The sequence below is a fragment of the Flavihumibacter profundi genome, from assembly GCF_020076305.1.
Lineage (GTDB): Bacteria > Bacteroidota > Bacteroidia > Chitinophagales > Chitinophagaceae > Flavihumibacter > Flavihumibacter profundi.
Genome location: NZ_JAIQXE010000003.1, coordinates 550905 through 577102 on the forward strand (window position 1 = coordinate 550905; position 26198 = coordinate 577102).

Annotated in this window: 30 protein-coding genes; 7 read left to right on the forward strand and 23 right to left on the reverse strand. The window is 44.2% G+C overall.

Annotation, left to right across the window (positions count from 1 at the left end):
- Positions 1 to 4 precede the first annotated feature (4 nt).
- From nrfD to LAQ65_RS17070, 4 genes are all read left to right on the forward strand, one after another.
- Positions 5 to 1324 (forward strand): NrfD/PsrC family molybdoenzyme membrane anchor subunit, encoded by a 1320-nt coding sequence (nrfD, locus tag LAQ65_RS17055; RefSeq protein WP_224118208.1) that lies wholly within the window; start codon positions 5 to 7, stop codon positions 1322 to 1324.
- A complete protein-coding gene (locus tag LAQ65_RS17060; protein ID WP_224118209.1) occupies positions 1302 to 2207 on the forward strand; it encodes a hypothetical protein in 906 nt (301 codons plus the stop codon). Before nrfD ends, LAQ65_RS17060 begins: the two co-directional genes overlap by 23 nt.
- Positions 2208 to 2363: 156 nt before the next feature.
- Complete coding sequence (locus tag LAQ65_RS17065; protein WP_224118210.1) at positions 2364 to 3188, forward strand: N-acetylmuramic acid 6-phosphate etherase; 825 nt, start codon at positions 2364 to 2366, stop codon at positions 3186 to 3188.
- Between the two features lie 8 nt (positions 3189 to 3196).
- Positions 3197 to 4465: a sugar MFS transporter gene (locus LAQ65_RS17070; protein ID WP_224118211.1), complete on the forward strand. Its 1269-nt coding sequence runs from the start codon at positions 3197 to 3199 to the stop codon at positions 4463 to 4465.
- A gap of 24 nt (positions 4466 to 4489) precedes the next feature.
- Here the strand turns inward: LAQ65_RS17070 and lptC are convergent, their stop codons facing one another.
- Genes lptC through LAQ65_RS17090 form a run of 4 tightly spaced genes read right to left on the reverse strand, consistent with a single transcriptional unit; the run spans position 4490 to position 7844 of the window.
- Complete coding sequence (lptC, locus tag LAQ65_RS17075; protein WP_224118212.1) at positions 4490 to 5137, reverse strand: LPS export ABC transporter periplasmic protein LptC; 648 nt, start codon at positions 5135 to 5137, stop codon at positions 4490 to 4492.
- A complete protein-coding gene (locus tag LAQ65_RS17080) occupies positions 5130 to 6491 on the reverse strand; it encodes an outer membrane protein transport protein (protein WP_224118213.1) in 1362 nt (453 codons plus the stop codon). Before LAQ65_RS17080 ends, lptC begins: the two co-directional genes overlap by 8 nt.
- A complete protein-coding gene (locus LAQ65_RS17085) occupies positions 6469 to 7194 on the reverse strand; it encodes a type III pantothenate kinase (RefSeq protein ID WP_224118214.1) in 726 nt (241 codons plus the stop codon). Before LAQ65_RS17085 ends, LAQ65_RS17080 begins: the two co-directional genes overlap by 23 nt.
- A 5-nt stretch (positions 7195 to 7199) precedes the next feature.
- The gene (locus tag LAQ65_RS17090) at positions 7200 to 7844 is read right to left on the reverse strand and encodes an LON peptidase substrate-binding domain-containing protein (RefSeq protein ID WP_224118215.1); all 645 of its coding nucleotides are present in this window, start codon (positions 7842 to 7844) and stop codon (positions 7200 to 7202) included.
- Between the two features lie 100 nt (positions 7845 to 7944).
- Here LAQ65_RS17090 and LAQ65_RS17095 point away from each other — a divergent pair, with 100 nt between their 5' ends.
- On the forward strand, positions 7945 to 8814 hold the full coding sequence (locus tag LAQ65_RS17095; protein WP_224118216.1) for a glycosyltransferase family protein: 870 nt from the start codon (positions 7945 to 7947) through the stop codon (positions 8812 to 8814).
- A gap of 29 nt (positions 8815 to 8843) precedes the next feature.
- Here the strand turns inward: LAQ65_RS17095 and LAQ65_RS17100 are convergent, their stop codons facing one another.
- Positions 8844 to 9737: a methyltransferase domain-containing protein gene (locus LAQ65_RS17100; RefSeq protein WP_224118217.1), complete on the reverse strand. Its 894-nt coding sequence runs from the start codon at positions 9735 to 9737 to the stop codon at positions 8844 to 8846.
- Between the two features lie 158 nt (positions 9738 to 9895).
- Here LAQ65_RS17100 and meaB point away from each other — a divergent pair, with 158 nt between their 5' ends.
- A complete protein-coding gene (gene meaB / locus LAQ65_RS17105; RefSeq protein WP_224118218.1) occupies positions 9896 to 10798 on the forward strand; it encodes a methylmalonyl Co-A mutase-associated GTPase MeaB in 903 nt (300 codons plus the stop codon).
- Here meaB and LAQ65_RS17110 read toward each other — a convergent pair.
- Together LAQ65_RS17110 and LAQ65_RS17115 are read right to left on the reverse strand one after the other, a co-directional pair.
- Entirely contained in the window at positions 10795 to 13206 is a 2412-nt protein-coding gene (locus tag LAQ65_RS17110; protein WP_224118219.1) for a zinc-dependent metalloprotease, read from the reverse strand. The two genes, meaB and LAQ65_RS17110, sit on opposite strands and share 4 nt — an antisense overlap.
- 62 nt (positions 13207 to 13268) lie before the next feature.
- Positions 13269 to 13487, reverse strand: coding sequence for a hypothetical protein (locus tag LAQ65_RS17115; RefSeq protein ID WP_224118220.1), 219 nt, complete (start codon positions 13485 to 13487; stop codon positions 13269 to 13271).
- 71 nt (positions 13488 to 13558) lie between these two features.
- Between LAQ65_RS17115 and LAQ65_RS17120 the strand changes: the two genes are divergently transcribed.
- Positions 13559 to 14392, forward strand: coding sequence for a tetratricopeptide repeat protein (locus LAQ65_RS17120; protein WP_224118221.1), 834 nt, complete (start codon positions 13559 to 13561; stop codon positions 14390 to 14392).
- Here LAQ65_RS17120 and LAQ65_RS17125 read toward each other — a convergent pair.
- From LAQ65_RS17125 to LAQ65_RS17200, 16 genes are read right to left on the reverse strand one after another with little or no spacing between them, the layout of a single operon-like run.
- On the reverse strand, positions 14387 to 14755 hold the full coding sequence (locus LAQ65_RS17125; protein ID WP_224118222.1) for a hotdog family protein: 369 nt from the start codon (positions 14753 to 14755) through the stop codon (positions 14387 to 14389). The genes LAQ65_RS17120 and LAQ65_RS17125 overlap by 6 nt on opposite strands.
- Positions 14755 to 15372: a hypothetical protein gene (locus tag LAQ65_RS17130; protein WP_224118223.1), complete on the reverse strand. Its 618-nt coding sequence runs from the start codon at positions 15370 to 15372 to the stop codon at positions 14755 to 14757. Before LAQ65_RS17130 ends, LAQ65_RS17125 begins: the two co-directional genes overlap by 1 nt.
- Positions 15350 to 15988, reverse strand: a complete 639-nt coding sequence (locus tag LAQ65_RS17135) for a LolA family protein (protein WP_224118224.1) — start codon at positions 15986 to 15988, stop codon at positions 15350 to 15352. Before LAQ65_RS17135 ends, LAQ65_RS17130 begins: the two co-directional genes overlap by 23 nt.
- The gene (locus tag LAQ65_RS17140; RefSeq protein WP_224118225.1) at positions 15981 to 16742 is read right to left on the reverse strand and encodes a polysaccharide deacetylase family protein; all 762 of its coding nucleotides are present in this window, start codon (positions 16740 to 16742) and stop codon (positions 15981 to 15983) included. Before LAQ65_RS17140 ends, LAQ65_RS17135 begins: the two co-directional genes overlap by 8 nt.
- Entirely contained in the window at positions 16736 to 17740 is a 1005-nt protein-coding gene (locus LAQ65_RS17145) for a beta-ketoacyl synthase chain length factor (RefSeq protein ID WP_224118226.1), read from the reverse strand. Before LAQ65_RS17145 ends, LAQ65_RS17140 begins: the two co-directional genes overlap by 7 nt.
- A gap of 1 nt (position 17741) precedes the next feature.
- Positions 17742 to 18989 (reverse strand): beta-ketoacyl-[acyl-carrier-protein] synthase family protein, encoded by a 1248-nt coding sequence (locus LAQ65_RS17150; RefSeq protein ID WP_224118227.1) that lies wholly within the window; start codon positions 18987 to 18989, stop codon positions 17742 to 17744.
- Positions 18949 to 19218, reverse strand: a complete 270-nt coding sequence (locus LAQ65_RS17155) for a phosphopantetheine-binding protein (RefSeq protein WP_224118228.1) — start codon at positions 19216 to 19218, stop codon at positions 18949 to 18951. The genes LAQ65_RS17150 and LAQ65_RS17155 overlap by 41 nt, the downstream gene beginning before the upstream one ends.
- Positions 19196 to 19837 (reverse strand): hypothetical protein, encoded by a 642-nt coding sequence (locus tag LAQ65_RS17160; protein ID WP_224118229.1) that lies wholly within the window; start codon positions 19835 to 19837, stop codon positions 19196 to 19198. The genes LAQ65_RS17155 and LAQ65_RS17160 overlap by 23 nt, the downstream gene beginning before the upstream one ends.
- Positions 19838 to 19839: 2 nt before the next feature.
- Positions 19840 to 21087, reverse strand: a complete 1248-nt coding sequence (locus LAQ65_RS17165; RefSeq protein WP_224118230.1) for an NAD(P)/FAD-dependent oxidoreductase — start codon at positions 21085 to 21087, stop codon at positions 19840 to 19842.
- A 24-nt stretch (positions 21088 to 21111) separates the two neighbouring features.
- On the reverse strand, positions 21112 to 22194 hold the full coding sequence (locus LAQ65_RS17170) for a methyltransferase (RefSeq protein WP_224118231.1): 1083 nt from the start codon (positions 22192 to 22194) through the stop codon (positions 21112 to 21114).
- A 16-nt stretch (positions 22195 to 22210) separates the two neighbouring features.
- Positions 22211 to 23347: a beta-ketoacyl-[acyl-carrier-protein] synthase family protein gene (locus LAQ65_RS17175; RefSeq protein WP_224118232.1), complete on the reverse strand. Its 1137-nt coding sequence runs from the start codon at positions 23345 to 23347 to the stop codon at positions 22211 to 22213.
- 4 nt (positions 23348 to 23351) lie between these two features.
- Positions 23352 to 23780, reverse strand: a complete 429-nt coding sequence (locus tag LAQ65_RS17180) for an acyl-CoA thioesterase (protein WP_224118233.1) — start codon at positions 23778 to 23780, stop codon at positions 23352 to 23354.
- A gap of 15 nt (positions 23781 to 23795) precedes the next feature.
- A complete protein-coding gene (locus LAQ65_RS17185; protein WP_224118234.1) occupies positions 23796 to 24437 on the reverse strand; it encodes a hypothetical protein in 642 nt (213 codons plus the stop codon).
- Positions 24438 to 24447: 10 nt separating this feature from the next.
- Positions 24448 to 24870, reverse strand: coding sequence for a 3-hydroxyacyl-ACP dehydratase (locus tag LAQ65_RS17190; protein ID WP_224118235.1), 423 nt, complete (start codon positions 24868 to 24870; stop codon positions 24448 to 24450).
- The gene (locus tag LAQ65_RS17195; protein ID WP_224118236.1) at positions 24867 to 25748 is read right to left on the reverse strand and encodes an LpxL/LpxP family acyltransferase; all 882 of its coding nucleotides are present in this window, start codon (positions 25746 to 25748) and stop codon (positions 24867 to 24869) included. The genes LAQ65_RS17190 and LAQ65_RS17195 overlap by 4 nt, the downstream gene beginning before the upstream one ends.
- Positions 25748 to 26005, reverse strand: coding sequence for an acyl carrier protein (locus LAQ65_RS17200; protein ID WP_224118237.1), 258 nt, complete (start codon positions 26003 to 26005; stop codon positions 25748 to 25750). Before LAQ65_RS17200 ends, LAQ65_RS17195 begins: the two co-directional genes overlap by 1 nt.
- Positions 26006 to 26198 lie beyond the last annotated feature (193 nt).

Genomic DNA, 26198 nt, shown 5'->3' on the forward strand with positions numbered 1-26198 from the left:
GCTCGTGGAAAAAAATACTATTTTATCAAGCGAACAAATCACCCAGGACCTTCTGCCGAAAAAATTCGGAAAGATCGGGTTAATCTGGACAACCACACTGGTCATCATCTGTTTAATAGGCGCTTACGCTTATTTCCGACAGCTTAAATACGGACTGGCTGTCACCAATATGCGCGACTATGTTTCCTGGGGCATCTACATATCCAACTTTGTATTCTTTGTGGCCATCAGCCTTGTTGGCTCACTAATTACTGCGATCTTCCGGATAGCAAAAGTTAAATGGGCAACCCCGCTGACAAGGATTGCAGAAATAATTGCTGTTTCAGCAATCGTATTTGCATCCCTCATAATAATAGTAGATATGGGCCGGCCTGAAAGGTTCATGAACCTGTTCCTGCACGGCCGCATCCAATCACCAATTATGTGGGACGTGATTGTAATCGCAACCTATTTTTGCATAAGCCTTTTATTACTGTATTTACCATTATTACCCGATCTTAAAATACTGATCAGGTTCAAAGAAAAAACCACGAACTCCCTGTATAAATTGTATCGTTTCCAAGGCTCATTCTGGAAAGGAACAAGGGAGCAATTTAAAATCAGTGAAAAGTCCATCAACGTTCTTTGTATAACAATTATACCTGTTGCCTTTTGTATCCATACGGTAACCTCCTGGTTATTTGCAACGACTTACCGACCGGGCTGGGACAGTACTAACTTCGGCGCATATTTCATATCTGGCGCATTCCTTGTGGGGGCAGGTGGTGTAGTAGTGGCCATGTATGTTTTCCGGAAATACTATAAGCTGGAAAAATATATCACTGAATTACATTTTGAAAATATGGGCCGTATAGTGGTTTTACTTGCCTTGCTATACCTGTATTTTAATGTTAATGAATACCTGGTTCCGGCCTTCAAAATGAAGAAATCAGAGGAAGCCCATTTAGCCAGTTTGTTTACGGGGGATTTTGCACCTATGTTCTGGTTTGCGATACTGGTAGGCATGATCCTTCCCATTATTATACTGTTGTTTAAAAAAGGAAGGAAACCGTTTCCAATGTTTATTGCCGGGGTAATGATAGTTGTAGGTGCCTGGTTTAAACGGTACCTCATCGTAACCCCTACATTACTGCACCCATTTTTGCCCATGCAGGAAGTGCCGGCAAATTTTCACCATTACTTCCCCAGCTGGGAAGAATGGGCCATAGCCATGGGTTCCCTGGCAGGCGCCTTACTGGTGATTACTTTTTTTGCAAGAATCTACCCTATCATTCCTATTCAAGAAACTATAACCGAACAACATGAAGAGCAAGAACATCAATAATATAGGCAGGGCCATCCTTTTACTGGTAATGGCCATGCCCCTTGGTGCAGCAGCCCAGCAAGACTCTGTTAAACCAAAGCTGCTTTTAAATGTGGGTTATTACATGAATAATAACCAGATGATGTACCTGTTAGCAAATACAAAAGCAAAAATTTCCGGGAAGTTTAAACAGGTGCCGGGAATAGCTGTAACTGTTTACCTGGATAAGGAATCCCCTGATCAGTTAATCGGTAAAACTATTACCAATGAAGAGGGATTAGGAAAACTGATTATTCCTGCTTCATTGAAATCAGTTTGGGATGCATCAGCACAACATCAATTCATAGGTAGTACGGAAGCCACAAAAGAGTATGAATCCGCCACTGCTGAAACTGATATTACCAAATCAAAGATTACCGTAGACACCATTTCTGATGGGGAAACCAGGAAAATTGCTGTATCGGTTTCAGCATATAATGGCAAGGATTGGATACCAGCCCCTGATGTAGAACTTAAAGTAGGTGTTGCCAGGATAGGTGGAAGCCTTCTTACAGCAGGGGATGAAGCTACCTATACTACAGATTCCACTGGAAAAGTTTCCGCTGAATTATTAAAAAAGAACCTGCCTGGTGATGAAAAAGGTAACCTTATATTGGTTGCCAGGGTGGATGAAAATGATACCTATGGTAATTTGAAAGTTGAAAAATCTGTTCCCTGGGGCATTGCAGTAAAACCAAACGAGCATTTCTTTGACCAACGTACACTATGGTCTACCCGTTTCAAAACACCAATCTGGTTGCTTGCAATGGCTTATTCAATAGTGCTTGGTGTATGGGGAACTATTATTTACCTGGTCTTTCAAATCATCAAAATTAAAAAACTGGGCACTTCTGGCGAGTTGTAGTATTTTTTTTCTTAATAAAGGAACCCTGGTTTAATTGAAGACCAGGGTTTTTTATGCCTATTTCAATTGTTTAGCTTTAAAACTGCACCTTTTAAGAATTTTTTTCAAAGAATGGTGCTAGTTTTAAGCCTTTCAACAATTCAACAAATTGCAATAATGACCCGTATTACTGAAGAACCTTCCCAACACAGGCACCTGGAAACTAAATCCATCGAAGAAATCACTGTCCTTATTAACCAGGAAGACAAATCAGTTCCTTTAGCGATTGAAAAAGCACTGCCGCAAATTAACCGGCTTATTGGCGCTATAGTAACCCAGCTAAAAAATGGCGGCAGGTTTTTTTATCTCGGTGCTGGCAGCGGAGGAAGGCTTTCAGTACTTGACGCCCTCGAATTGCCTACCACCTATGGCATACCAAAAGGAATTTTCAATGTAATATTAGCCGGGGGTGTTGACAGGCTTGCTGAAGCGCCTGAAGAAAAAGAAGACGAATACGAAACCGGCTGGCGTGAACTCGAAAAGCAGCATATCTCAAAAAAGGACCTGGTCCTCGGTATTTCAGCAAGCGGAACAACTCCCTTTGTTCTTGGTGCATTAACCTGGTGCAGGCAGCATGGCATCCCAACAGGCTGCTTAGTCAGCAACCCTGGTTCGCCTATTGCAGAACAGGCCGACTTCCCGGTAGAAGTGATTACAGGCCCCGAATTCATAACAGGAAGTACACGCATGAAATGCGGCTCTGCACAGAAGCTGATCTTCGACATGATCAGCACTACTACCATGATTCAACTCGGCAGGGTAAAAGATAATAAAATGGTCAATGTATTGCTGATTAACGATAAGATCACCGACCGGGCAGTTAAAATGCTTATGGAATTGGCTGCATTATCCGATTACGAAAAAGCAAAAGCACTTTTGCTGGAGCAAGGCAGTGTACAAAATGCATTAGACTATTTATCCGGACTAACTGAAAACAAATAATCCCGCAATTGAAAACGACACCATTGAACCGGCATTTCCTGGGTAGCCGTCCCATCCTCATTATTGGCATTCTTTTTTTTGTTTTCGGATTTGTGACCTGGCTCGGATCTGTATTAATTCCCTACCTGCGTATAGCCTGCCAGCTTAATAGCTTCCAGTCTTATTTTGTGGCTTTTTCATTTTATATCTCCTACACAGTGATGGCCATTCCCTCATCGTGGGTGCTGGAAAAAATTGGCTTCAAAAAAGGAATGTCCGTTGGATTGCTCTTAATGGCTGTGGGCGCAGTTATATTTATTCCTGCAGCACTTACCCGGTATTATTTTTTATTTCTGGTTGGACTATTTTTCCAGGGGGCCGGCCTGACTCTTTTGCAAACAGCTTCCAATCCTTATATCACTATTCTCGGGCCGAAAGAAAGTGCGGCCCGAAGAATCAGCATTATGGGCATTTGCAATGGCGTTGCGGGTGTTTTAGCCCCGCTGATCCTTGGATCAGTTATCCTCCAGGATGCAGATTCACTTACAGCAAGCATTGCCCTGATGGACCCCATGCATAAAGAAATGGCCCTGCATACCCTTGCTTCCAAGGCAATCCTCCCCTACACCATCATGGTAGTATGCCTTATCCTGCTTTCTTTACTTATTCACTATTCCGGACTGCCCGAAGTAGATGCAGATATTGATGAAGAAGTGTCAACCCTTTCTTCCCACCGAAAAAAAAGTATCTGGCAGTTTCCGCACCTGCTGATTGGCGTATTTACTTTATTTCTGTATGTGGGCGTTGAAGTAATTGCCGTAGATACGATTGCCGGTTTTGCACATGTACAGGGCTTTTCCCTGTCCAATGCAAAATTCTTCGCCAGCTTCACATTGCTTAATATGCTGGCCGGTTATTTTATCGGGATTACCTGTATCCCCCGTTATATTAAGCAGGAAAATGCCTTGTTATTCTCATCCATTACCGGTGTTGCATTCGCAGTAACTGCCCTTCTTACCAATGGAACCACCTCAGTTGTTTTTATCGCTTTATTAGGAGTAGCCAATGCACTGATGTGGCCTTCTATCTGGCCGCTGGCGATAGATGGACTTGGCCGTTTTACCAAAACCGGCGCGTCCCTTTTAATTATGGCCATTGGTGGTGGCGCCCTTCTGCCATTATTATATGGTTACCTGGCCGACCGTTTTACAGCGCATTCCGCATACGGCATTGTCATACCCTGCTATATCGTGATTTTTTATTACGCGGCTTATGGACATAAAATCAGAACCTCCTGAGCCGCTATAAAACAAGAAGCTATTTCACTTGATTGCTTTGACTGTATCCCTGGCAAGCGTAGAATCTGTTCTTTTGGTAGAATCCCTGGGGGCGAGTGCGCCAAATCCCTGCTTAGGTACCAGGACTTCGCCGGTTACCTGTTTAATGATCCACCAGTTAAAGGACTGATCGGCCTCGAGTCCATTACCAAATATGGTTTTATCGGGCTGGTGAATCTGTACCGGCTTATCTGTATAAAACTTCTGGGTATTCTGGTCCCACCATAATTCATCACTGCGCAGTGTGTCTTTCTTAATATTAAAAACAACAACACTATCGCGCAGGAAGACCTTCTGCTGCGTTTCCTTATAGCGGCCGAACTTTGCATTCAACTGGCTTTCAACTTTGAGACTGTCGTTATAAAAATCAACATGCAGCGTCTTTGGAAATTCAATATAGGGTGTATCGGTCTGGTACCTGTTCATAACAGGAGCGGTTAACCGCGCTTTCATCTTTCCGCCCTGGCTAAGGTAGCTTTCAATATTCCTGGCTTCTTCAACAGCTATCCTTTTGGTTGATAAAGCCTGCAATTCCTCATTGCTGTTTTCACAGGACATCAAAAAAAGGCAGCACATAATGGGTGCTGCCAAAAACAATCCTGATACTTTAATATAAGGAAATCTGTTAATCATATTTGCGCTTAACAAACCAGAGATCGCTCAGGGTGAATCCCACGGATAACCTGAACAGGTTTTCTTTCAAAGCAGTATTGTTATCTCCATTGCGTCCAAATTCCAACCCAAGGTTAATGGTGGAATATTGATTACTGAACCGGTTCGGACGGACAGGCAGGCCAAATCCAAGCGTAACTGCATATTGCATGGATTGCTTATTGTTGAACTTGAAATAATTCGGGCCATAATTGAATCCCGCACGATAGGCTACGCGACCCCAAAAATTTGTACCGAATGCATCCGGAACCACCTGGCCGCCAAATTTAATTTTCCAGTTTGATGCCACACTATCTTTCTGTCCAAAAATCCTGAAATCATCCCAACCGCTGGTTGTATAGTCAAAACCAACCAACCATTTATCAACTTTTTCCAAAGTAAATCCACCAGAATAAGACCCGGGGAAAGTTACTGTACCTGGTACATTAAGTTCTTTGTATACGGTATCCCTCGGTATCAGGCCGCCATTGGCATCATATACATAAGTGTCCCTGATGACATCTTTGTGTGCACTGTAGTCGGTCTTAAATTGTGCAGTAGCACCCAACACGAGGCGCATGGTCGGGCTTAACCTGGTTGAAAATTGAATTCCGGGTTGAAAAAAAATACCCCCGAAATTGATTTTAGTTTCGTTGTTTCCCTTGTAGTAGGTTACGGTATCGTTTATAAATTCCTTCCTGGTGCTAAAGTCCTTTGTGCCAAAAAAATAACCGGTATTTATACCAAAACTAAACTTCCCAAAAGACTTTCCCAGTCCCGCAAAAAACTGGTAGGAGCCCCCCGTACCCTGGTAAAACGTCAGGGTGGAATCAATGGAATTTCCGGTTTCAGGGTTTGCTTCCCTGGCAAATGACTGAATCTGGTAACTAACATTTGATACAGGCTTCAGTCCCAGGACCATGGCGAAATTTTTCTTCCGGCTCAATGGGATCCCCAATTGAACATAGGAAATATTCGCATATGTAGCTTTGTATTTATCTGTCTGCCCCTTTTCTGAAAGTACCTGGCTTTCAAAATCCAAGCCAAGGTCAAAGGAGGTTATTTTCAATTTGGCGTATGAAGCCGGGTTTAAAAAATTTACTGTCTGGGAGTGCGGGTACTGGTATTTGAAATCATAGCGGGCATCATAGTCAACATACCCGACCCCTATGCCGCCCATCCCCCTTGTTGCGATTGGGGTGCTTGGTACCAGGCTGCCCCAACCATACCGGGAAGAAGGAGAATTCTGCTGGGCATTGGTTACTACCCCGCAAAATAGCAGTACGGTTAACAATAATTGGGCTATTGGTCGTTTAATTACACTCGCTGATCGCATACAGTCCTTTAAATATTAAATTCTGGTCGGCAAATATCTTGTTTTTTAGGTGCGGTACAAAATAGCTCGAATTACCCCCGGTTAAGACCGCGTTAAAGTTCCCGTACCTGGCCTTATATGCATCGATAAATCCATCAATTTCCTTAGCCATGCCCAAAATAACCCCGCTGGTTATATTTGTTACCGTATCGTAGCCTACCAGCGGAAAATTCCAATCCTCCTGTACCAGCGGCAATTTTGCGGTGTAGTCTTTCAGGCTGCGAAACCGCATTTCCATGCCGGGGGATATACCCCCGCCAAGTAATTCATGGTTCCTGTTGACGAAATTGTATGTTATACAGGTTCCAAGGGCAATTGCCAGGTTATTCTTACCCGGAAAAAGATTTACGGCCGCTGCTACAAGCGCCAGGCGATCGGCACCTATGGTAGCAGGCTTTCCGACAGGAGTCGTAAAGGGTAATTTCGTTAAATGGGAAAGCTTGTGAAAACCTGACTCATCCATAAGAATACGCTCAACAGCCGGTTCATGGTCAATAACTGATGATAATATGGTTTTCTGGGGAAGATATGCTGCCAGCACCTTACTTATTGTGACTGAACTGGTATCTGCCAGCAAGTTAACTTCCTGCAGGATTGCATCCTTAAACACCGCATATTTCTGCCGGGTATTGCCAAAATCAAAGCAGAGGGTTATCTGGGCCATTCAGTTTATACATCTAAATCGAGCGAAGATAGGTTTTTAAAGTGCCCGTTGAGCTTCACTTTTTCCTTGAGCTCCTCCATGTCGGCCATCATCGGCAATACCTTATACAAATGTCTTTTAAGGTATTCCTGCCGCTGCTCTTCCCGCAATAAGGCCAGTAATTCGTATTCTTGTTCGAGCGACATGCCCGCGTGATGGGCCACATCATAACTTATCAGCTGGTCATCAGGCTTGCTGAATTCTTTATTCACCTGCAACATCTTGTGCAATTCCCGGATCCCAACTAATACTTTCTGCATCAGCCCGCGTTTTCCGAGCCCTTCAGCATTTTCCGGATAGGTAACGATTGCACCACCATATAATTTATCCGGAACATTTCTGACCATTTCCAATATCCTGAAAACCATAACGCCTTCTGTTTTAATATCCATCTCCCCGTTTTCATACTTCTTGCTAATTTCTGTTACCCGCATCAACGTCCCGAGTTCAGCTACCTTATGGTTAATAACGGTCGGTATGCCAAACATTTTCTTTTGTTCTGCACATTCCTGGATCAGCTGCTTATACCTGGGTTCAAAAATGTGGAGGTTAAGTGCTTCTTTGGGGTAAACTACAATCCCTAATGGAAATATTGGAATGAAATTGGTCATCTTAACTTTTAGTACTTTGTAAAATGTACCGGGCTGAATAGCATATTGAATTAACTTGCCGTGGTTCAACAAACACTCATATCCGATAAGTCAAAATTCCATGAAAATAACTGGATTCACAATAATAAAAAATGCCTTAATCAATGACTATCCGATTGTAGAGGCCATCGAATCTGTCCTGCCTATGGTAGATGAATTCATTGTACTTGCCGGTGATAGTTCTGATGATACCGACCAACTGATTAAGAACATCAATTCCCCCAAAATAAAAATCCACCATTCTACCTGGAACCCGGCACTAAAAAAAGGGGGTGTGGTATTGGCCGATGAAACCAATAAAGCTTTTGACCTCATAGGCAGTGACAGTGATTGGGCTTTTTATATCCAGGGCGATGAATGCATTCATGAAAAATACCACAGCACTGTGCTTGCAGCTGCGAAAGAACATTTGAACAACCATAAAGTGGAAGGCTTGTTGTTTAACTACCTGCATTTTTATGGCACTTATGATTACATAGGCGATAGCCGGAAGTGGTATAATAAAGAAGTCAGGATTATCAGGAATGATAAAAATATCCGGGCCTACAGGGATGCACAGGGATTCAGGAAAAACGGCAAAAAATTAAACGTAAAACAAATCGACGCCTGGGTTTATCACTATGGCTGGGTTAAAAGCCCAATACAGATGAAGAGGAAATTGATGGAAACCGGTAAGTTCTGGCATGATGATGAAACATTGCAGGCCAGGTACGACACCAAAGATGTTTTTGATTTTACGGACTTTGATTCTATCGCAAAATTTACCGGCACCCACCCCGCCTGCATGAAACAAAGGATTGAGCAGGCTAACTGGAACCTCACACTGGACACTTCACAGAAAAAGATGCCCTTTACGGATAAACTGCTCACCTATGCTGAAAAAATAACAGGGAAGCGTTTTTTCGAATTCAGGAATTACCATACAATTTAATATTTCCGCCGCCGCGTTGGGATGCTCCCCTACACAGATTTTGGCTTTGTAATAAACGCCAGGTTACTGCCTATTTTCAAACTCCTGTGCATAAACCTTGCCAGCCAGTTTTTATCAGAAGTTGCATCCTTCCTTGAATAAGTATAGTATTCAAGGATTTCAAACCTGTTCTTATCCAGGAAATATTTCATGCTCCTGATCGTTGGCTCAAATAAATGATCCGGTGTTCTTGACGGATCGCTCCAGGTGTCTGAAAATTGTTTTTTCAGTCCTGCTTTATAGAAGAAATGCTGTAACCGAAAACTTAAACTATACTTGTTAGGCACATTGATTACTAATATGCCATCCGGGGTAAGCAGCTCTTTGGCATGCTGTACCCATTCATTTGGATTCGGTATATGTTCAATAACATGACTCATATGGATTAATGAAAACTTATGCGGCGGGTTGAAATTCTCAAATTGGCCAATATGTACTTTTACCCCTATATTTTTCTCTACAAATGCAGCCATCTTCAACGATACATCCATCCCTTCAGCAACAGGATAATATTTTTTTGCAGCCAGTAAAAATGTTCCCATACCACTCCCGATATCCAGCACCGCCTTTTTTTCCTTGTCGTATTTAAGGAGGTGAACAATTTCCTTTTCAAATAATTTTAAAGAAGATTCCTTGATATTGTCCAGGTCATTCACCGTAATATTCTCTGCAAACTGGTAGTAGGATGCATATGCGGCGTCTAAAAAGTCCTGGTCATATTTAGGCCTGGGCTTTGTATAAATAAGGCCGCAGTTACGGCATGTAACATAGGCATACTGATATGTACTGCCGAACTTTTCATAGATATCCGATTCTCCTGAATTGCAGAAAGGGCAGTTAACATTTTCCCAGGCTTTGGGAATATATGCGTTTGTTGTTGTCATATCAGCCAGTATTATTAAAAAAATGTAAAAGTAATCATTTGCGGCATTTTGAAATTATTAGGGCTACAAATGGAAATAAATATTAATCATACCTGATCATTTGTAGTATTATCTTCGGGTATCCATACATAAAATCAGCCTAATTGAATCAGTAATCCATGTGGGACCAGATGCTCAAAGACATAATGTCTGGTGATGTTAAGTCAATTGCCAGGGCTATTTCATTAGTTGAAAATGAAGTGCCCGGATATGAAGAACTGATGGTTTCGCTCCCCCATTTCAACACACCGATTATAGGCATTACTGGTCCACCAGGCGCCGGTAAAAGCACCCTGACTGATGCGCTCATCGGGTATATTATTGACCAGGACAAAAAAGTGGCTGTGCTTTGCATTGACCCTTCATCTCCATTCAATATGGGCGCTGTTTTGGGTGACCGCATCAGGATGAGTGACTGGTATAACCATCCCGGCGTTTTTATCCGCTCTTTAGCGACACGGGGATCTTTGGGTGGATTACATCCGCATATTATTGAAATTACCGAACTGCTTAAAGTTGCTCCATTTGATTTCATTATTGTGGAAACAGTTGGCGTTGGCCAGAGTGAAATCGAGATTGTCGGACTTGCCGACGTTACAACTGTTGTGCTGGTACCAGAAGCCGGCGATGAAATACAAACCATGAAAGCCGGGCTAATGGAAATTGCTGATATTTTCGTGGTGAACAAATGTGACCGGCCTGGTGCCGACCAATTTGTCCATAACCTTCACGCCATGCTCGCCCCTGCTTTCAGTGGCCACGCCAAAAACATCCCTGTTATTAAAACCATTGCAGCAAAAAAACAAGGCATTGATGAATTAATGGTTGCAATTAATAATGTATTGCATTATCACCTGGGCACCGACAAAAAATCATGGCTGCTTGCAGAAAGGGCTTACCACCTTATAGAAAGGAACCGCATGAAAGATATCAATAAACAGAGATTGAAAGAAGCCATTGAAAACCTGCAGGAAAAAAATGTCTTTAACCTGTATAAATTCGTCCTGCAATTCCACAACTAATCCTGGTCGCAGCCTATTGGTGCACCGGGGGGGATTGCTGCATGCAAGGTTGGCTTCGCCTTTTCCGGTTCTTTCATACGAAATAATACAAGGGCATAATGTGCTTTAAGTTGCGGGTCGGTTGCGCCCTTTTGTTTTTGTTCCACTGTTTTTTTAAGGTCAGCCAAAGCTTTTACCAGTGCACCACGGGCAGCACTGTTCAATTCTTCATTAACTGATCCTGCCAATAAATAGGTCAGCAAAACCTGCTCATTCTGCTCCTGGATCAACCCTTCCATCCCTGTTCTTCTTTTCGCATTATAGGTTTGGTTCACCAGGCGTTCTGTCATCGCGGCAACTCCTAAGCCGCCATACACTGCCTGTTGTTCCATCCTGCTCAGCCTTTGAGGGTTAAATAAGAAAGAAAGCGGCAGGTCTGCTGCAGTTTCAGCAGGTGACAAGGCATCGAAGGTCAGCCCGGTCCTTTTGAAGAATAATTCCCTGGTAAATTCATAGCCTGCCGGTCGGGGTGGAATCGCTTCTGTAATTTTAGCCGGCAATGCCAGCACGGATGGATCAATACACTGTATAATGGCATCCAGTGCTTTTAGCTGTGCTTCTTTTGACACCATTCGTGTTACCAATTGGCCATCACCTCTTAAAGCATAACTGTAATTCATGCCGCCAATTATTTTTGTCACTGCTTCAAGCTGGTAACGATGGAATAAATAAACGGGTACTAAAACATCTTCCTGCATTGCCATTGGTGTTCCGGGCCTTATGTTTTTTTCCCCGAAATCAGCAAGTGCCTTCGCCCTTACTTTCATTACAGATTTCAGTTCGGCCACTGCATCCGGACCATTATCCCACAAATGGGCCTGGGGATGTGCACCCCCGGGTGACCGCGCATCACGATCACTTATAAACTGCAATCCCCTGCTTTCAGCACCCTTCAATATTGTGCCAAGTACCGCTTGTTCATTTGTTCCGGCGGGAAAGTCCTGGTACCCCCAGGCAATTGCCGCTTTATCCCATTCCCCGATTTTATTGTCGTAGGCTTGCTTCAGGTCTATTTCACCACTGGCATCCAGTGTAACCAGCGGATGCGGGTAATCCATAACACTCGCGCGGTTACTCACACTGGATGCATAATTATGCATAAGCCCGAGGGTATGCCCCACTTCATGCGCTGCAAGCTGCCGGAGCCGGGCCAGGGCCATGGCCAGCATTTTATCATCTGCAGGCACTCCATTTTCGAAAGGGGCAAGCAGGCCCTGTGCTATCAGGTAATCTTGCCGCACCCGAAGTGAACCCAGGGTAACATTGCCTTTTATAATTTCACCGGTTCGCGGGTCCGTTACAGTTGCACCATAACTCCAGCCCCGCGTGCTGCGATGCACCCAGTTTATCATATTATAACGGATATCCATAGGGTCTGCGCTGTCTGGTAGTATTTCTACCCTGAAAGCATCTTTGTAACCGGCTGCAGTAAATGCCTGGTTCCACCACCTTGCACCATCAAGCAATGCACTGCGGATGGGTTCGGGCGTTCCGTTATCGAGGTAATAGACAATCGGCTTTACCGGCTCGCTGACTGCAGCGGAGGGATCTTTTTTCTGCAAACGATGCCGGCAGATCCACATCTTTTCAATGGGTTCCGACACAGGTGAACTGAAATCAAAAAATGATATGCCAAAATACCCGGATCGCGGATCAAAAACCCTGGGCTTATACTGGTTATCGGGCAACTGCACAAAGGAATGGTGCATGCGCAGGGTTATTGCGTCACTTGCTGCTGATACCGACCTGATGTAATTGCCCACTTCCCCATCTGTATTTACCAGTGTAACCGTTGCTTCCAGTTCTGTATTTAAAGGAAAATTCTTTATGCCAGGATAAAACAGGGCAGACCTTGATTTATCTATGGCGTAATTGCCTTGTTTCATTGCTTTTATCCGCTGGGTGGCTTTCATGGCGTCACGCAATAAAAACTCAGTGGCATCTACTAATACCCGGTTTTCTGTTGCTGCTTCAATAGTAAAGCCCCATAAAACCGAGGAGGCAAATGATTGTTCTACGGCTCTTCTTTCAGCAGGTTCATTACTTATTGCACGAAAATTATAGTTCGGCTCAACCATCAGTAATTTCCGGCCATTGCGTTCAAACCGGACCACCTGCCCGTTACCAAGCAACCCGCGGTCAAGCCCGATATCATTGGATCCCAGTCCGGCCGGTAAAGAAATCACATATAATAATTCCTGGTCTAAGCGGTTTACCTCTAACCACAATTTTCCCTGTTGTTCATCCTTATAATAAGGCATCCAGCCTTCGGTTTTGCTGAGTCCTTTCACTTTTTCTTCAATAGAGGGAAGTGGCTGTGTTGATGCAAGGAGGGGTAAAATGAGCAGGAGCCACAGTAGAAGACGCATTCGGTGTTATTTGCAGGTTAATTTACTAAACCTCTTCCAAACCCGACGGTGATATTAAAAAATCAGAACATGTCTTTATTGGATTTCCACCAGCGCATACCTATTACAGCCAGTATGGCCAGCGGTGTTGCTGCCAAGTAAACAATCCCTGAATTGAGGGCTTTTGCAGGCTTTTCCCCCATTTGCTGAGCAGTTTTGGTGCAGATGGAACATTGACTATAGCCATTGAGGCCAGCCAGAAGTATAAAAAAGGTAAATAATGCCACCACGCTACGTTTCATTCCCAAGCATTTCTGCAAATTTAATATGCGCTACCCATTTGGCACCCATTTGTTTAATAATTTATCGAATTATGTTACATTTCAGGATGAGGCGATGGGCTACGATACTGATATTTTTGGCGGCATATATGCCTGGCTTTTCCCAGGAAACAGCCAAAACTGATAATTGCCTGGATTACCTTAAAAAAGGCAATTCAGCCAATGAATTGGGTAGCTATGAAGACGCGCTTCTATATTTTGACAGCCTTTTGGCGACCTGCAAAACCAGTACATCCCTTATAAATGGAAATGCCGGTAAGGCAAGGGCAATGAATGGCTTAAACCGGTACCCTGAGGCTATAGCTGCTGCCCAGTCTGCTTTGGAAAAAGCGCAAAACAAATCTGTAATTGCTTTATTTGAAAGGGCCGATGCGTATTTCGCCATGAATAAAACAACTGAAGCAAATGCAGATTACGACCAACTTGAAAAGCGGTCCCTGAAAACCACAAATACAAAAGAGAAGGCCTTCATCTTATCGAAATTATCCATGCTGAACCTGCGGCAAAATAAAACTTCGGAAGCTATACGGTTGGTTAATAAAGCCATTTCATTGGATCCTGCCAACCCTTCACTTTTTATATTACAGGGGGATATTAAATCAAAGTCCGGCCAGCTTACTGAAGCGTTTACTTATTACGACAGGGCGCTTTCCAATAAGGCTGAACCATTACTTATTCATAAAAAAAAGGCTGATGCCTTCACTTTTGCCATGCAGCAAAAGTACCAGGTTCATGATGCTAAAGAGTTGCGGCTGAAAATGGGAATTAATGAAAAGCAGGAATTCTGCGAATTATGGAAGAACGCATTTTCTAATGGATACACCAACAAACGCGATGAACTTGCATTTTCGCTCATTTGCTTATAAAAATGCATAACGCCCCGAAAACCTGAAAAATACCGTGCCCGCCATTTGCAAGCTTGCATTTACCAATAACTGCCCGTATTCATTTTCGGTATAATCCAAACTGATTTCCACTGATGGCTGGATACGCGGATCTATAAATTGTAAAAATTTCATCTGGCTGCCCTGCTGCAGGGCCATTTTTTTTTGCAGGCCGATTTCCAGTATTTCCTTTACCAGTTGCATCATGCAAACACCAGGCACTACCGGCTGCCCGGGAAAATGCCCCTGGAAAATTGCATGCCCTGCATTCCAGTTAAGCACTGCCTTAATAGTACCATCCTTGTGGTCAAATCCAGAAACAGTACAAAAATCTGCAATCAGCATTAGCGTTCCAGTTTTTTTAAGGTAATCGTGAAATCGAAATTATAGTGCTGTATAAACATTGAATCGGGTATATTCCCATTAGTGTTTACCGAATATGCCTCAACCAGTTTTTTACGTGATGAACCAAGTTCTGAATGAAGCAATTTACTACATGTTGAATCAGTTATATAATAGGCTGTTTTGCTCCCTTTTGAAAACATATGGTACAACCCCGGCTCTCCCTTTTTAACCATTCCTTTACCCGGCTCAACCCAACTCTGGAACAAAAGGTCGAAATCATTCCGGAGCGCGTCCACAACCACTTTTTTGTCCAGCTTCTTCATGATGTAAACAACTTTAAAACCATCCCTGCCGCCAAAGGAAAAATCGAAAAATTTAAACCCGGTTTCAGCAGAAAATACAACCCTGGTAGTACTGTCTTCCATGGATTTAATCAGCAATAATCCACTTAGCCTGTGGCCGGTTACAACAGCCTGGGCTTTATACAACTGGGATTGAAATACAGGCCTGAACTTCGCTACGCATAGCGGATCGCCTGCAGTTGTCCGTAAGGTTTTATACGAATTAGTGCATGCGCCTGTTAACAGCACCAAACTACTTAATAGCAAAAACCGCATCGGGAATAGTTGTATTCAATTCTTTCTGGTGAAAACTGATAAGCGTATTGTCGCCGCCTGTTTCCATCATATTAATGCTCAACACAGAATAATCTTTCCGGTCTATCGTGACTAAAATCTTAGAAAAAAAACCGGTAAGGTCCTTTGCAACCGGTGTCATCTCAAGCAGGAACTGCTGCTGGGTTTCAAATGCATTTACCGAAAAATCGGAATTACCCAGTATTGTTCCTTTAATGCAATCGATCGTTATTTTATTGATTTTCTGGAACAGTTTATTTGATTTTACTGAGATCCTGTTTTCCTGCTGCCCGTCTTTTATGTACACATTATTGCCATTCAGGATCATCAGGTATTGAAAGGGCTGCTGGTATTCCATGCGGACCAGGTTTTCACGGCGAAACCAGAACTTTCCCCTGGAGACAATTTTCTCAGACAGCAGGCTAAGGTTTTTTTCCTGGATAAAATCACTTTTGATACTGGTAATTGCCTGGGATGCTGCTGTAAAAGAAGATTTGAATGCATCTAAACTGGCAACAGGCCTGAAGCCTTTGTATTGTGCCATAGCCATTTTGCCTGCTACTACCGATATTATTAAAATAAGGAATAGTTTACGCATAAGGTGCTTCGTTAATTAATGTATCGAGCCGGACAAATTCGTATCCCTTCCTCCTGGCTTCATCAATAAATTGCGGCAAAATGTTCAGGGTTATTTGTTTAGTATCGTGAAATAAAATAATTGCACCCGGCTGTAAAGATCGGAGGAGCTTTGCAAACAAACGGGATTCATTTTTAACAATGGTATCCAGTGACCTGATATTCCAACCCACTGCCTTCATGCCGGTTTTTTGTACAGCCGCACTTACATTGGGATTGGTAACTCCATATGGCGGCCGGAATAAATTTGGCTTCAGCTGAAGGACACGTTCTGCTTCCTTGTTCATCTGGCGTAAATCTTTCTCCATTTTCGATGCAGCATACAAATCAAATAAAGTATGGTGACTATAACTATGGTTGCCAACAAGGTGGCCTTCCTGGTGAGTTCTTTGCAAGAGGGATTCCCTGCCAATTATCCGGTTCCCAATACAAAAAAAAGCAGCAGGCACCTGCTTCTCTTTCAGCACATCCAGGATTGCAGGTGTAATTGCATCATGCGGACCGTCATCAAAACTGAGCGCAATTTCCTTTTTGTCTCCATTTCCCTTGCAGGTAACAGGCATATAGAATTGTGAATCTACGCGGTAACTTCCCCAGAAAAGCAGGAGTGAATACATGAAAAGAAGCAGGCCATAACTATAAACCGGGGCACTGAAAAACCAAAGCAACAATGCGCCCAACAATAAACCTATAGTTGTATTTCTGAAATTTAACATGCCGTCAGCAACATTAGGGAATGATATCCGGCTGTATCAATATTGTATATTAAAATATTTTTCAGCTGACCGGTAAAAGACGGACAAATAATTGAAGGCACTGATTGCTGTTTTAAAATTTTAGCTGCCAGCCAGAAAGCAAAGGCCGAAGCTGTTGGATACTCACCACAAAGGGATTTAAACTGTCCGGCGGGTGTTAAAGGAAAAATCGTTTTTTCCACCATCCCATAATAAGTTGCAGTTGATGGTTCATTTGTCCTGCCGGTTAACAAAATATGTATATCTGCCGGTTTCATTCCGTTTTGTGAAAGGAGTGAATGAACAGCTTTTTCAACAGCATGATCACCGGGCTGGAAAATAGTTTTTAGCCCGGCCATTTTTGCCAGGCTTCCGGCCGCTGGTGATACCCCTGCAACAAAATAACAGGCACCCTCACCCGAAGCCTGGTGGCGGAAGAGCCCGAACCTTTCCAGGAGGACAAAACTCTGGTTCGTCGTTTCATCTGCAGAGCCAACCAATACACTTGCAGCAGGGTTTTCCCCTAATAAAAGCATTGTATCGAGCAGGGCTGTTTCAAATGAATGGCCCCTTTGTACATACGTGTTATTATAGGAATGGCACTTAAGTAATAAGGCGACCTGGGCGCCTACCGTATTATGGGTTGATTGAATAAAGGCTGTAGGTGTCAGCATTTCCTCCTTGTTCTCTACCATTCGCTGCAAAAAAATGCCGGTATCTTCCAGGCAGCCATAAGCAGTTCCTGTAATGATAGCCGAAGGATCCTTTACGCCTGCCTGCTCCAATGCATCCATTGCAGTAGCCACGCCCATCCTGATGATCCTGCTCATGCGCCGGATCAGCTTTGGTTCGATAAGTTGCATATAATCGGGCTCTTCGCAGGTAAACCGGTTGCCGCTTAAAGCCTTCAGCCCGGTTAATGGATCCATCTGCCGGAAGCTCCGTTGTGGTGATATGGAAGATGCTGAATTTATATACATATCAGGCTTGTGAAAAAATCAGTGATGAACAATTACCGCCAAAGCCAAAGGAATTTGACAACACATTCCGGAGGGCGACATCCGGTGTATATGCTGAAACCATCACCCCCGGCTTTTCTATTACCGGCGTTGTAATCCTTAATCCGGGGAAGAGGCACTGCCTTTCGAGTGAAAGTACCGAGTAAACTGCCTCAATGCCGCCACAGGCCGCTAAAGTATGGCCGGTAAAGGATTTCGTTGAGCTCATACGGGGATATGCTGTTCCAAATATCCGGTGAAGAGCCGTACTTTCTGAAGCATCATTATTCTGGGTACCTGTTCCATGTAAATTGATATAATCTATGTCTCCCGGTGCCAGTCCGGCCATAGCCATGGCACCCATCATGGCAGTATACGAACCGATACCTTCTGGTGAAGAGGCTGTCTGGTGGTGGGCATCATTTGCATTACAATAGCCTGTAAGCCTCGCATATTTTTTATGCCTGGTAGCATCAGCTACCTTTTCACTGGTCAATACCACAAACCCTGCGCCTTCGCCTAAATTGAGGCCTCTTCTTCCCTGGTCAAACGGCTGGCACAACTGGTGGTCGAGGATCATCAAAGTATTAAACCCGTTCAGGGTAAACTTTGACAGGGCGTCTGTTCCGCCTGCAATGGCAATATCGAGTAACCCATGCCTGATCATTCTTGCCGCCAGCATTATGGCATTTGCAGAAGAGGAGCAGGCCGTACTTATGGTGGTCACAAATTCGGTTATACCCAGGGCTTTGGCCACGCGTTCTGTAACAGCCCCGCATTCATGTTGCACTACATTACGCAATTTTCCCGATAGATTATTCTCCAGGAAAGCCGGGTAAAAATTTTCTGTAAGGTCCATCCCACCCACCGATGTGGCAGATACCAGCCCGGTGCGATACGGCATACCACCATCAAACCCCGCATCCAAAAGGGCTTCCCTTGCTGCGATATAAGCGAGCATGGCCGACCTGCTGTTGGTGCCGGTCCAGCCGCAACGTTCTGCCAATTCCTCATTAGCTGATTTCACTTCACCAACAGGAAACACCTCTTTATGCAAGGTGGAGAGGTGTTCAATCTTCCCAATGCCAGACCTGCCGGATTGCAACGATAAAACGTTTTCAGCCACATTGTTACCAATGGCCGAAATTGCCCCAAGCCCTGCTATATATACCGGAGGTACCAATTGATCATCAGGATTTTTCTGCCTTAGTGGCGATGATGAAATCTGCAATAGACCCAACCGATTGAAACACTTTCGGGCCATCTTCAGCATTGGCCAGCTTAACGGAATACTTTTGCTGAAGCAATACAATCAGTTCCAGGGCATCAATAGAATCCAACCCCAATCCTTCATTAAACAGCGGGTCATCTGCTTTTATATCAGCCGGGGTAACCTGCTGCAAATTTAATTGCTCAATGATCTGTCCTTTTAAGTCTTCAATTAACTGCTCCCTGTTCATGATATTGATATAAATTTTTTGTGTTCATAATTTTGCGGGATTCACCTCCCCCGGCATTTGCACTAACCAGGAACATAACTGCTTCATAGTTTTCCTGGAAAAGGTCAACCCAACCCAGAAGGCAGTATTTTACCTGCCCCTCGGAAAACAGCGCCTGTGTAACCTGTTGCAAAAATGCCCAATCAGGTTTATCCATTAAATAAAAAGCCTGTTCCCCTTTTATCCCAAAACGTATGGTGATTTCACCAATCACAATATTAGGAAGGGTATATACAAAAACAGCCGGACTGGGAATATCGGCCAACTGGTCAGCAAACCGGGTATCTGTATCCAGGCTCGAATGCCGGTTTGACAAAACAATGGCAGTATCCATTGGTTTAGCCCCTGCTTCTCCCAAAGTCCGGGGCAGCAACAACTCCGCAGCCAATAGCCCCAATTGTGAAAGCCTGTCCATCTTATACCACTTCGGGTAGTTTACCTGTAGTTCTTTATACAAGCCAACCAGGAAGCTTTCCGTGCTGGTTCCTGCCTGCCCAAAGATTAGTTCATCATCCTTCCAGGCCTGCCCGGGAACAATCCTGCAGGCACTTTCTATATATAAAGTATCAGGTATGTTCAAGCTTATTCTTTTTCTTCCAGCATTTGTTTCATATCCAGTATACGGGCCAGTTTTTTAACCTGGTGGTAATGGTCTTTCACAAAAGGATTTTCCATATCCCAAACATAACCGGCCAAAACAGAGCAGATCATATTCTTGATATCCGGTTGTTGTTCTTTCGCGAAGAATATCTTGTCCAGGGTACCGTCATACCAGCAGTTGACATAAGTGCGGAAGGTGTTTACGCCCTGCATCATGATATCCATATATTCTTTATCCCAGTCAACTTCTTCTCCTTGTAGTTTCCTGATCACCAGGTGGGCAGCGAGCTGGCTCGACACCGATGCAAGTGTTACGCCCGATGAAAATACCGGGTCCAGGAATTCGGTTACATTCCCTGTCAGCACAAACCCGTCCCCGTAAAACTTTTCCGTAGAAGATGACCAGGATTCCAGGACGCGCGGTTCAAAAATCTTCTCAGCACCAGTGAACCTTTCCGCCAGGTAGGGTTCTTTTTTTATTAGGGTATCAAATACCTCGGTATCATTTCCTGCGAAATCTTTATAAAATGAAGGATCGCCTACAAATCCCACTGAGGTAATGCCTGAAGAGAATGGAATCACCCAGATCCATACAGCCGGCTTATGGGTTACGATTGTAATACGGTTGGGCTCATGCGCTAATTCACGGTTGTCATCGCGCATATGGGCAAACAAGGCTCTCCGGCTGGGCAAACTCGATGGCTTGTCTAAATTGAACAGCTTCGGGATAACCCTGCCATAACCACTTCCGTCAACAATATAACGGGCTTCAATAGTGGAAATATTCCCTGCCGCATCCTGAACTGTAGTTACAGAATCGGATCCTGAAAAATCAATGCCGGTTACTGTTGTTTCATAATAAAGCGGTATGCCCATTGCTTCGCAGCAATCAGCAAGTGTTTTATCAAATTCTGCCCGGGGAACCTGCCAGGTCCAGTTCCAGCCACTGGTAAACTGGTCTGCAAAAAAGTAATCACAAACCATCCCGTCCTTAACGAATTTGGCACCGTTTTTTTCCTGGAATCCCCTGGCTTTTACGGCTTCCAGGAAACCGGCTTCTTCCAGCGCTTCCATGCATCTCGGCAGCAGGCTTTCGCCAATTACGAAGCGGGGAAATTTCAATTTCTCCACGATTACTACCGAATATCCTGCCTGCTTTATGATTGAAGCGGCAATGGTGCCTGAAGGACCGGCGCCAATTACAAGGACGTCTGTTTTAATATTGTTCACACTCGGGGTTTTATGGTTATCCAATTAAGTGACCGGTTTTGCCTTACGGCATATCAACAGGGTATGCCCGGCTTCGCCAATATAATCAATCTGTTTTTCAATTGTGAATCCTGCATCAAATACCGATTTCTTAAACAGTTCCGAATCGTACAGCTGGCTGTTCCCATTGGCAAGGGCCGTAAAATACAGGGAGGTCATCTGGATGGAAAAAGCAGCGGCTGCATGCTTCTGGCAATCCCAGAAATTCTCCAGGATGAGCAGGTAGCCGGTATCTTCCAGGGCAGCATAGCAACGTTTAAGGATCGACGTAATTTCCGTTTCAGAGAAACAATCCAGGAACTGGCTCATCCAGATCGCATCATGGCCTTTCGGGAACTGTTCCTGCTCATCCAGGATATTTACCGGGTGAAAATGGATCCGGTCTGCATAACCCATTTCCCTGATCCTTTTTTCTGCCATGGCCAACTGGCCGGGCAGGTCCATTATTGTTACCTCAATACCCGGTGATTGCTGTACGCAGGAAATAGCCCATTTTCCGGTATTCCCGCCAATATCTATCAACTTCTTAATGTCAAGGGCCAGTACATATTTTAATACCACCGGAAAAGAACCATCCGAAAAATGGTGATCGAAAGCAAACCAGCTTTTTTGTACCTGTTCCGGTAAACTGGAAAGGCCTTCATAAATAGTTGGCCAATTACCAAAGACTTTTAACCCTTCCGGTTTGCCGGTAGCAATACTTTCTTCAAGATATGCAAGTCCGTTGTAGCATACATCATCTACAAAATCAATATTGGCAATCGTCAGGTCATCATAAAGCAGGAAAAATCCGGTTTTTGTGATCGCATACTTTCCATCATTTAAGGTACAAACACCCATTCCCAGCGCGGCTTCCATCAGTACCCTGGCACCGTAAACAGACAATCCGGTTTTTTGGGCAGCATCTGCAATGGTTATGCCCTCTTTTCCGGCATTGCGGATGGTTAGTAATAAACCATTTTTCCGCATAGCCTGGGCGGCCTGGAATATCACAGGCCCAAAGGCGATCCGCTGGGCTTCTTCTTTTGCTTCAATGGCTGTTTTAGTATCCTTCGAGAAATGGTTCATGCTATTCTGAAAAGTTTTAATTGTTTTTGCTGAAAACCAGGGCGGCATTGCAACCGCCAAAACCAGAACCTGTTTTTAAAATATGTCGCATTCCGGGAGCAAGAATGGTTGTTTCGGCTATGGTAACAGGCTGACTAACACCATGCTTCCGGTAACCTTTTGATGCCGGTATTATACCTTTTTGCAGGGCCTCCACAGCAATAGCAGATTCCAATAATCCTGCAGCTCCCAGTGTATGTCCAAAATACGCTTTGAGGCTGAATACAGGTGAATGTTCCAGACCGCTAAGCATAAAAGCTTTTGATTCCATTTCATCATTAAACGAGGTTGCTGTACCATGGGCGGAGATGCCCCCAATATCCCGGCAACCCAAACCTGCCCTTTCTAAAGCAGTCATAATGGCTTGCGCCATTTCTTCGCCTGTCCTCGACGGACCTGAAATATGGTTGGCATCGCTACTGGTACTTCCGGCAGACAACCGGATGGAAGAAGCGGTTCTGGACAATATAATCGCTGCAGCTCCCTCACCAAGGTTGATGCCTTTCCTGTCGATGTCAAAAGGCCTGCAGGTTTCATCACTCAGGGCCTGGAAAGACCGGAACCCTGCCACAATAAAAGGTGAAATACAATCAGCGCCAGCCACAACAGCATGGTCATAATGCCCTGCATCCATCAGCCGTTTGGCGGTAAGCAGGGCAGTCATTCCGGATATACAGGCATTGGAAACCACTACAGGATGACTGTGGTAATTCAAATAGCCGGCAATTTTACGCGCCGATTGAACAAGCCCGACATGGTCCTGCGGATTGGGCATGCCAGGTGCCAGCAGCCCGATATTCCCTTTCGTTGAGGCCAATAGCAAAAGTGTGCGGCTGCCGGATAAATCAATGTTTACCTGGCCTAAAGCCCCTTGCAAAGCAGAAAGCAGCAGTTGCTCAAAACGGGTTAAAGCGGCAGGCAGGGAATCACCCATGCCGGCCCATTGGCTCTCTGAAAAAAGTGACGCGCATACAGGTTGGTCCCGAAACCCATCCCGGTACTGCAAAGCAACGCCTGAGCGGCTTTCACTGATTGCCTGCCAATTAGCAGCGATTCCATTGCCCAGGGGCGTCAGGATATGGTGCGCAATTATATAGGTTTCATTGTGGGCCATTGGCTCAGGTCATTTCATGTTTTTCCTTCCAGGCCTGGAAAAAAGGGGGATTGGTCAGCTGGAGCGTATTGTTCTTCAGGTCAAGGAAAACCTGCACTGAAGACCCTTTTGCAACTAATTCATTAGTGGCCGCATTAAACAATTGGTAACTAAACAATAATTTAGCTGCATCACAAGGTTTATAAGTGGTTTCAATAATCATCTTATCGCCGTAGCGCAAAGATTTTTTATAGTCGCATTGAAAATTAACAATCGGCACAACAAATCCCTGGTGATACACATCCAGGTAACTTAGTCCATAAGCATGGCCAAATGCTTCCCGCCCGTCTTCAAAATACCGGACATAATGGCCATGCCAAACGATACCCAAAGGATCGGCTTCATTAAATCTCACAACAACCTCGGTACGGTTTGATAGTGACCTGGGTTTCATTGGCTTTACATTTATTCAGGAACCGTACTTGCTACGCCATTCGCTGAGCTTGTTCTTCTTGATGTCCTGGATTACTTTATACACAGTATAGGCATAATAATTACGGAAACCAAAACCCATGGCCTTACCTGTCATCTTTTCGGTTAAGATCATCTTTTGGGTATCCATATTCACAAATGTAACCCACATGGTCCCGTTCTCTGATGATTTGCTTAATGATTCCATAAACAAAACCAGGCCGATTCCTTTTTTCCCTGAAAAATCATATTGCTGCAGTAAGTTTTCAATATCGCCGGGCTTCAGCCGGGTTTCATCGGCTGTATTGTTGGAAGAAATTTTTGTTTCGTCAATCTTCTCATTTCGGGCAGTTACAATACCGAGGTCAATGCTGTAATTGCTTTTATCCAGGGCTTTCTGCCAGTCGTATTTTTTCACTTCGCTAATCACCACCAGGTTTATGCCTGCAAAATAGCGGTTCTTGATATCGGAGGGTGTGGCTGAAGCATCATTTATGACTTTTACCTGTGTAAAGTCAATACCCAGATACAGGATGGGCACATCTTTTGCAAATGGCCCGGATTGGTTTTGTGCTGATACTGTAAAGTTTGCCATAATAAGCAAAAGCAGTGCATAGATTACTTGTGCGGTCCGTTTCATGATCCGGTTTTTATGGTTGCAGGAAAATTTTCATTTCGCAGCTGGCAATAACTTCATCATCACAGATCACCCTGCCTTCTACAATTGATACATTAAAAACTGTATGGACCAGCCTGGTTTCTGTAATAATTATTTGCCCCACATGCGGCAAATAATTAACCACAAGGTTCTTTATGGCGCCAATAAACCCAACCTTTACGGGCCGTTGGTGCTGTTTGGCTTTATAACCCGCACCCGCAGCAGCGGTCTGGGCAATATTCTCCACCAGTGCAGCAGCTTCCAGCCGGCCTTCTTCCACAAATAACCCGTCATCCTTTACGAGGAAAGAAGTCCTTGTGAGCGCATCATCATCGTGAAGCAAGTGATCTACCATTACAAAAGGGGCCCTTTGCGGAAGTAACAGGGTAATACTGGTATCGTTGGTCAGGCTCATTTTTTCCAGAAGTCATAGAAATTAAACCATTGGTCGGGGTATTTCCTCGTCATGGCCTCCATTTCGGTTACAAAATTATCCAGCAGCAATTTCATTTTTACTTTTTTCTCAACCCCTTCCATAGGTTCCGGCCTGCTGGCGAACAAGTGATAGTGTTTCCGGGATTCCTTAAATGCGAAAACATAGGAAACCGGCACTGAAAACCTGGATGCCAGGATAAAAGGGCCAGCAGGGAACTGTGCTATTGCACCAAGAAAATTTGCGGTCACGGTTTTATTCCCTGCCACGAACCTGTCTGCATGCATACAAACCAGCTGGTTGTTATCCAGGGCTGCGCTGATCGCATAAATATGCGAAAGGTCTTCTTTAATTAAAATCAGGTTCATATTCCGTCCACCGGTCACTTTCTCGAGATAGGCTTTAATTTGTTCCTGTTCGCCATCGTACATCACAACATTGATGGTAGTGTTTAACCGCTTCAGTAAATGCCCTGCGATTTCCCAGTTACCAATATGCGCACTCAGCAACAAACCACCCCGGCCATTGGCAACCATTTCCCGCAAATAATTCTCGCCTTCAAATTCAAAACTGAAAGGCGTATCCATTCCGGCCTGTAAAGCAACCTTATCAATCAGTGATTGCCCGAAACGGTAATAATTGCGGTAAATATGAATGATGGATACCCATTTACCAAACCCTAAACGGTGGTGAAAATATTGATACAGGTATCTTGTACTGGCCTGTGAAAAAAGTAAATAATACGTGGCTACAATACCCAGCAGCCAGTAGGCAGGCCGCAGGCCAAAAATTTTTAACACAACGACAAAGATCCTGTAACCAAGTGGCGTCGCTTTTGATTTTCCTTCCCACGAAGGCATCAGACCAGTTCTTTTGCGTTGATGCGACGGACAACATAGTCATAAAAATCCTGGAAGGTGTTGATAGTGGTAAAGTCTTCGGGCTTAACCTTAAAGCCAAAATTATTTTCCAGAACCACAACCATGTCTATATAATCCAGGCTATCCAGCGCAAGTGTTTCTTTCAGGCTTGCTTCAGGAGAAATCATTTCCCTTTCCACTTCAAATTCCTCCACCAGGAAATGGTTAATCTTCTCTACAATTACTTCTGTCGTCATAGCGGTTCTTTTTGCGATGTTTAGGTTAGGGGGGAATGGTGAATGGTAAATGGTGAATGGTGAATGATAAATAGGGAATAGGTCAACAGGTCAATGGCTTGACAATCACAAATTCGCGATTTAGGTAACATGTACAATTTCATCATGCAATAATCATTCACTTATTTAGCCTGCTCACCCATTAACAATTCCC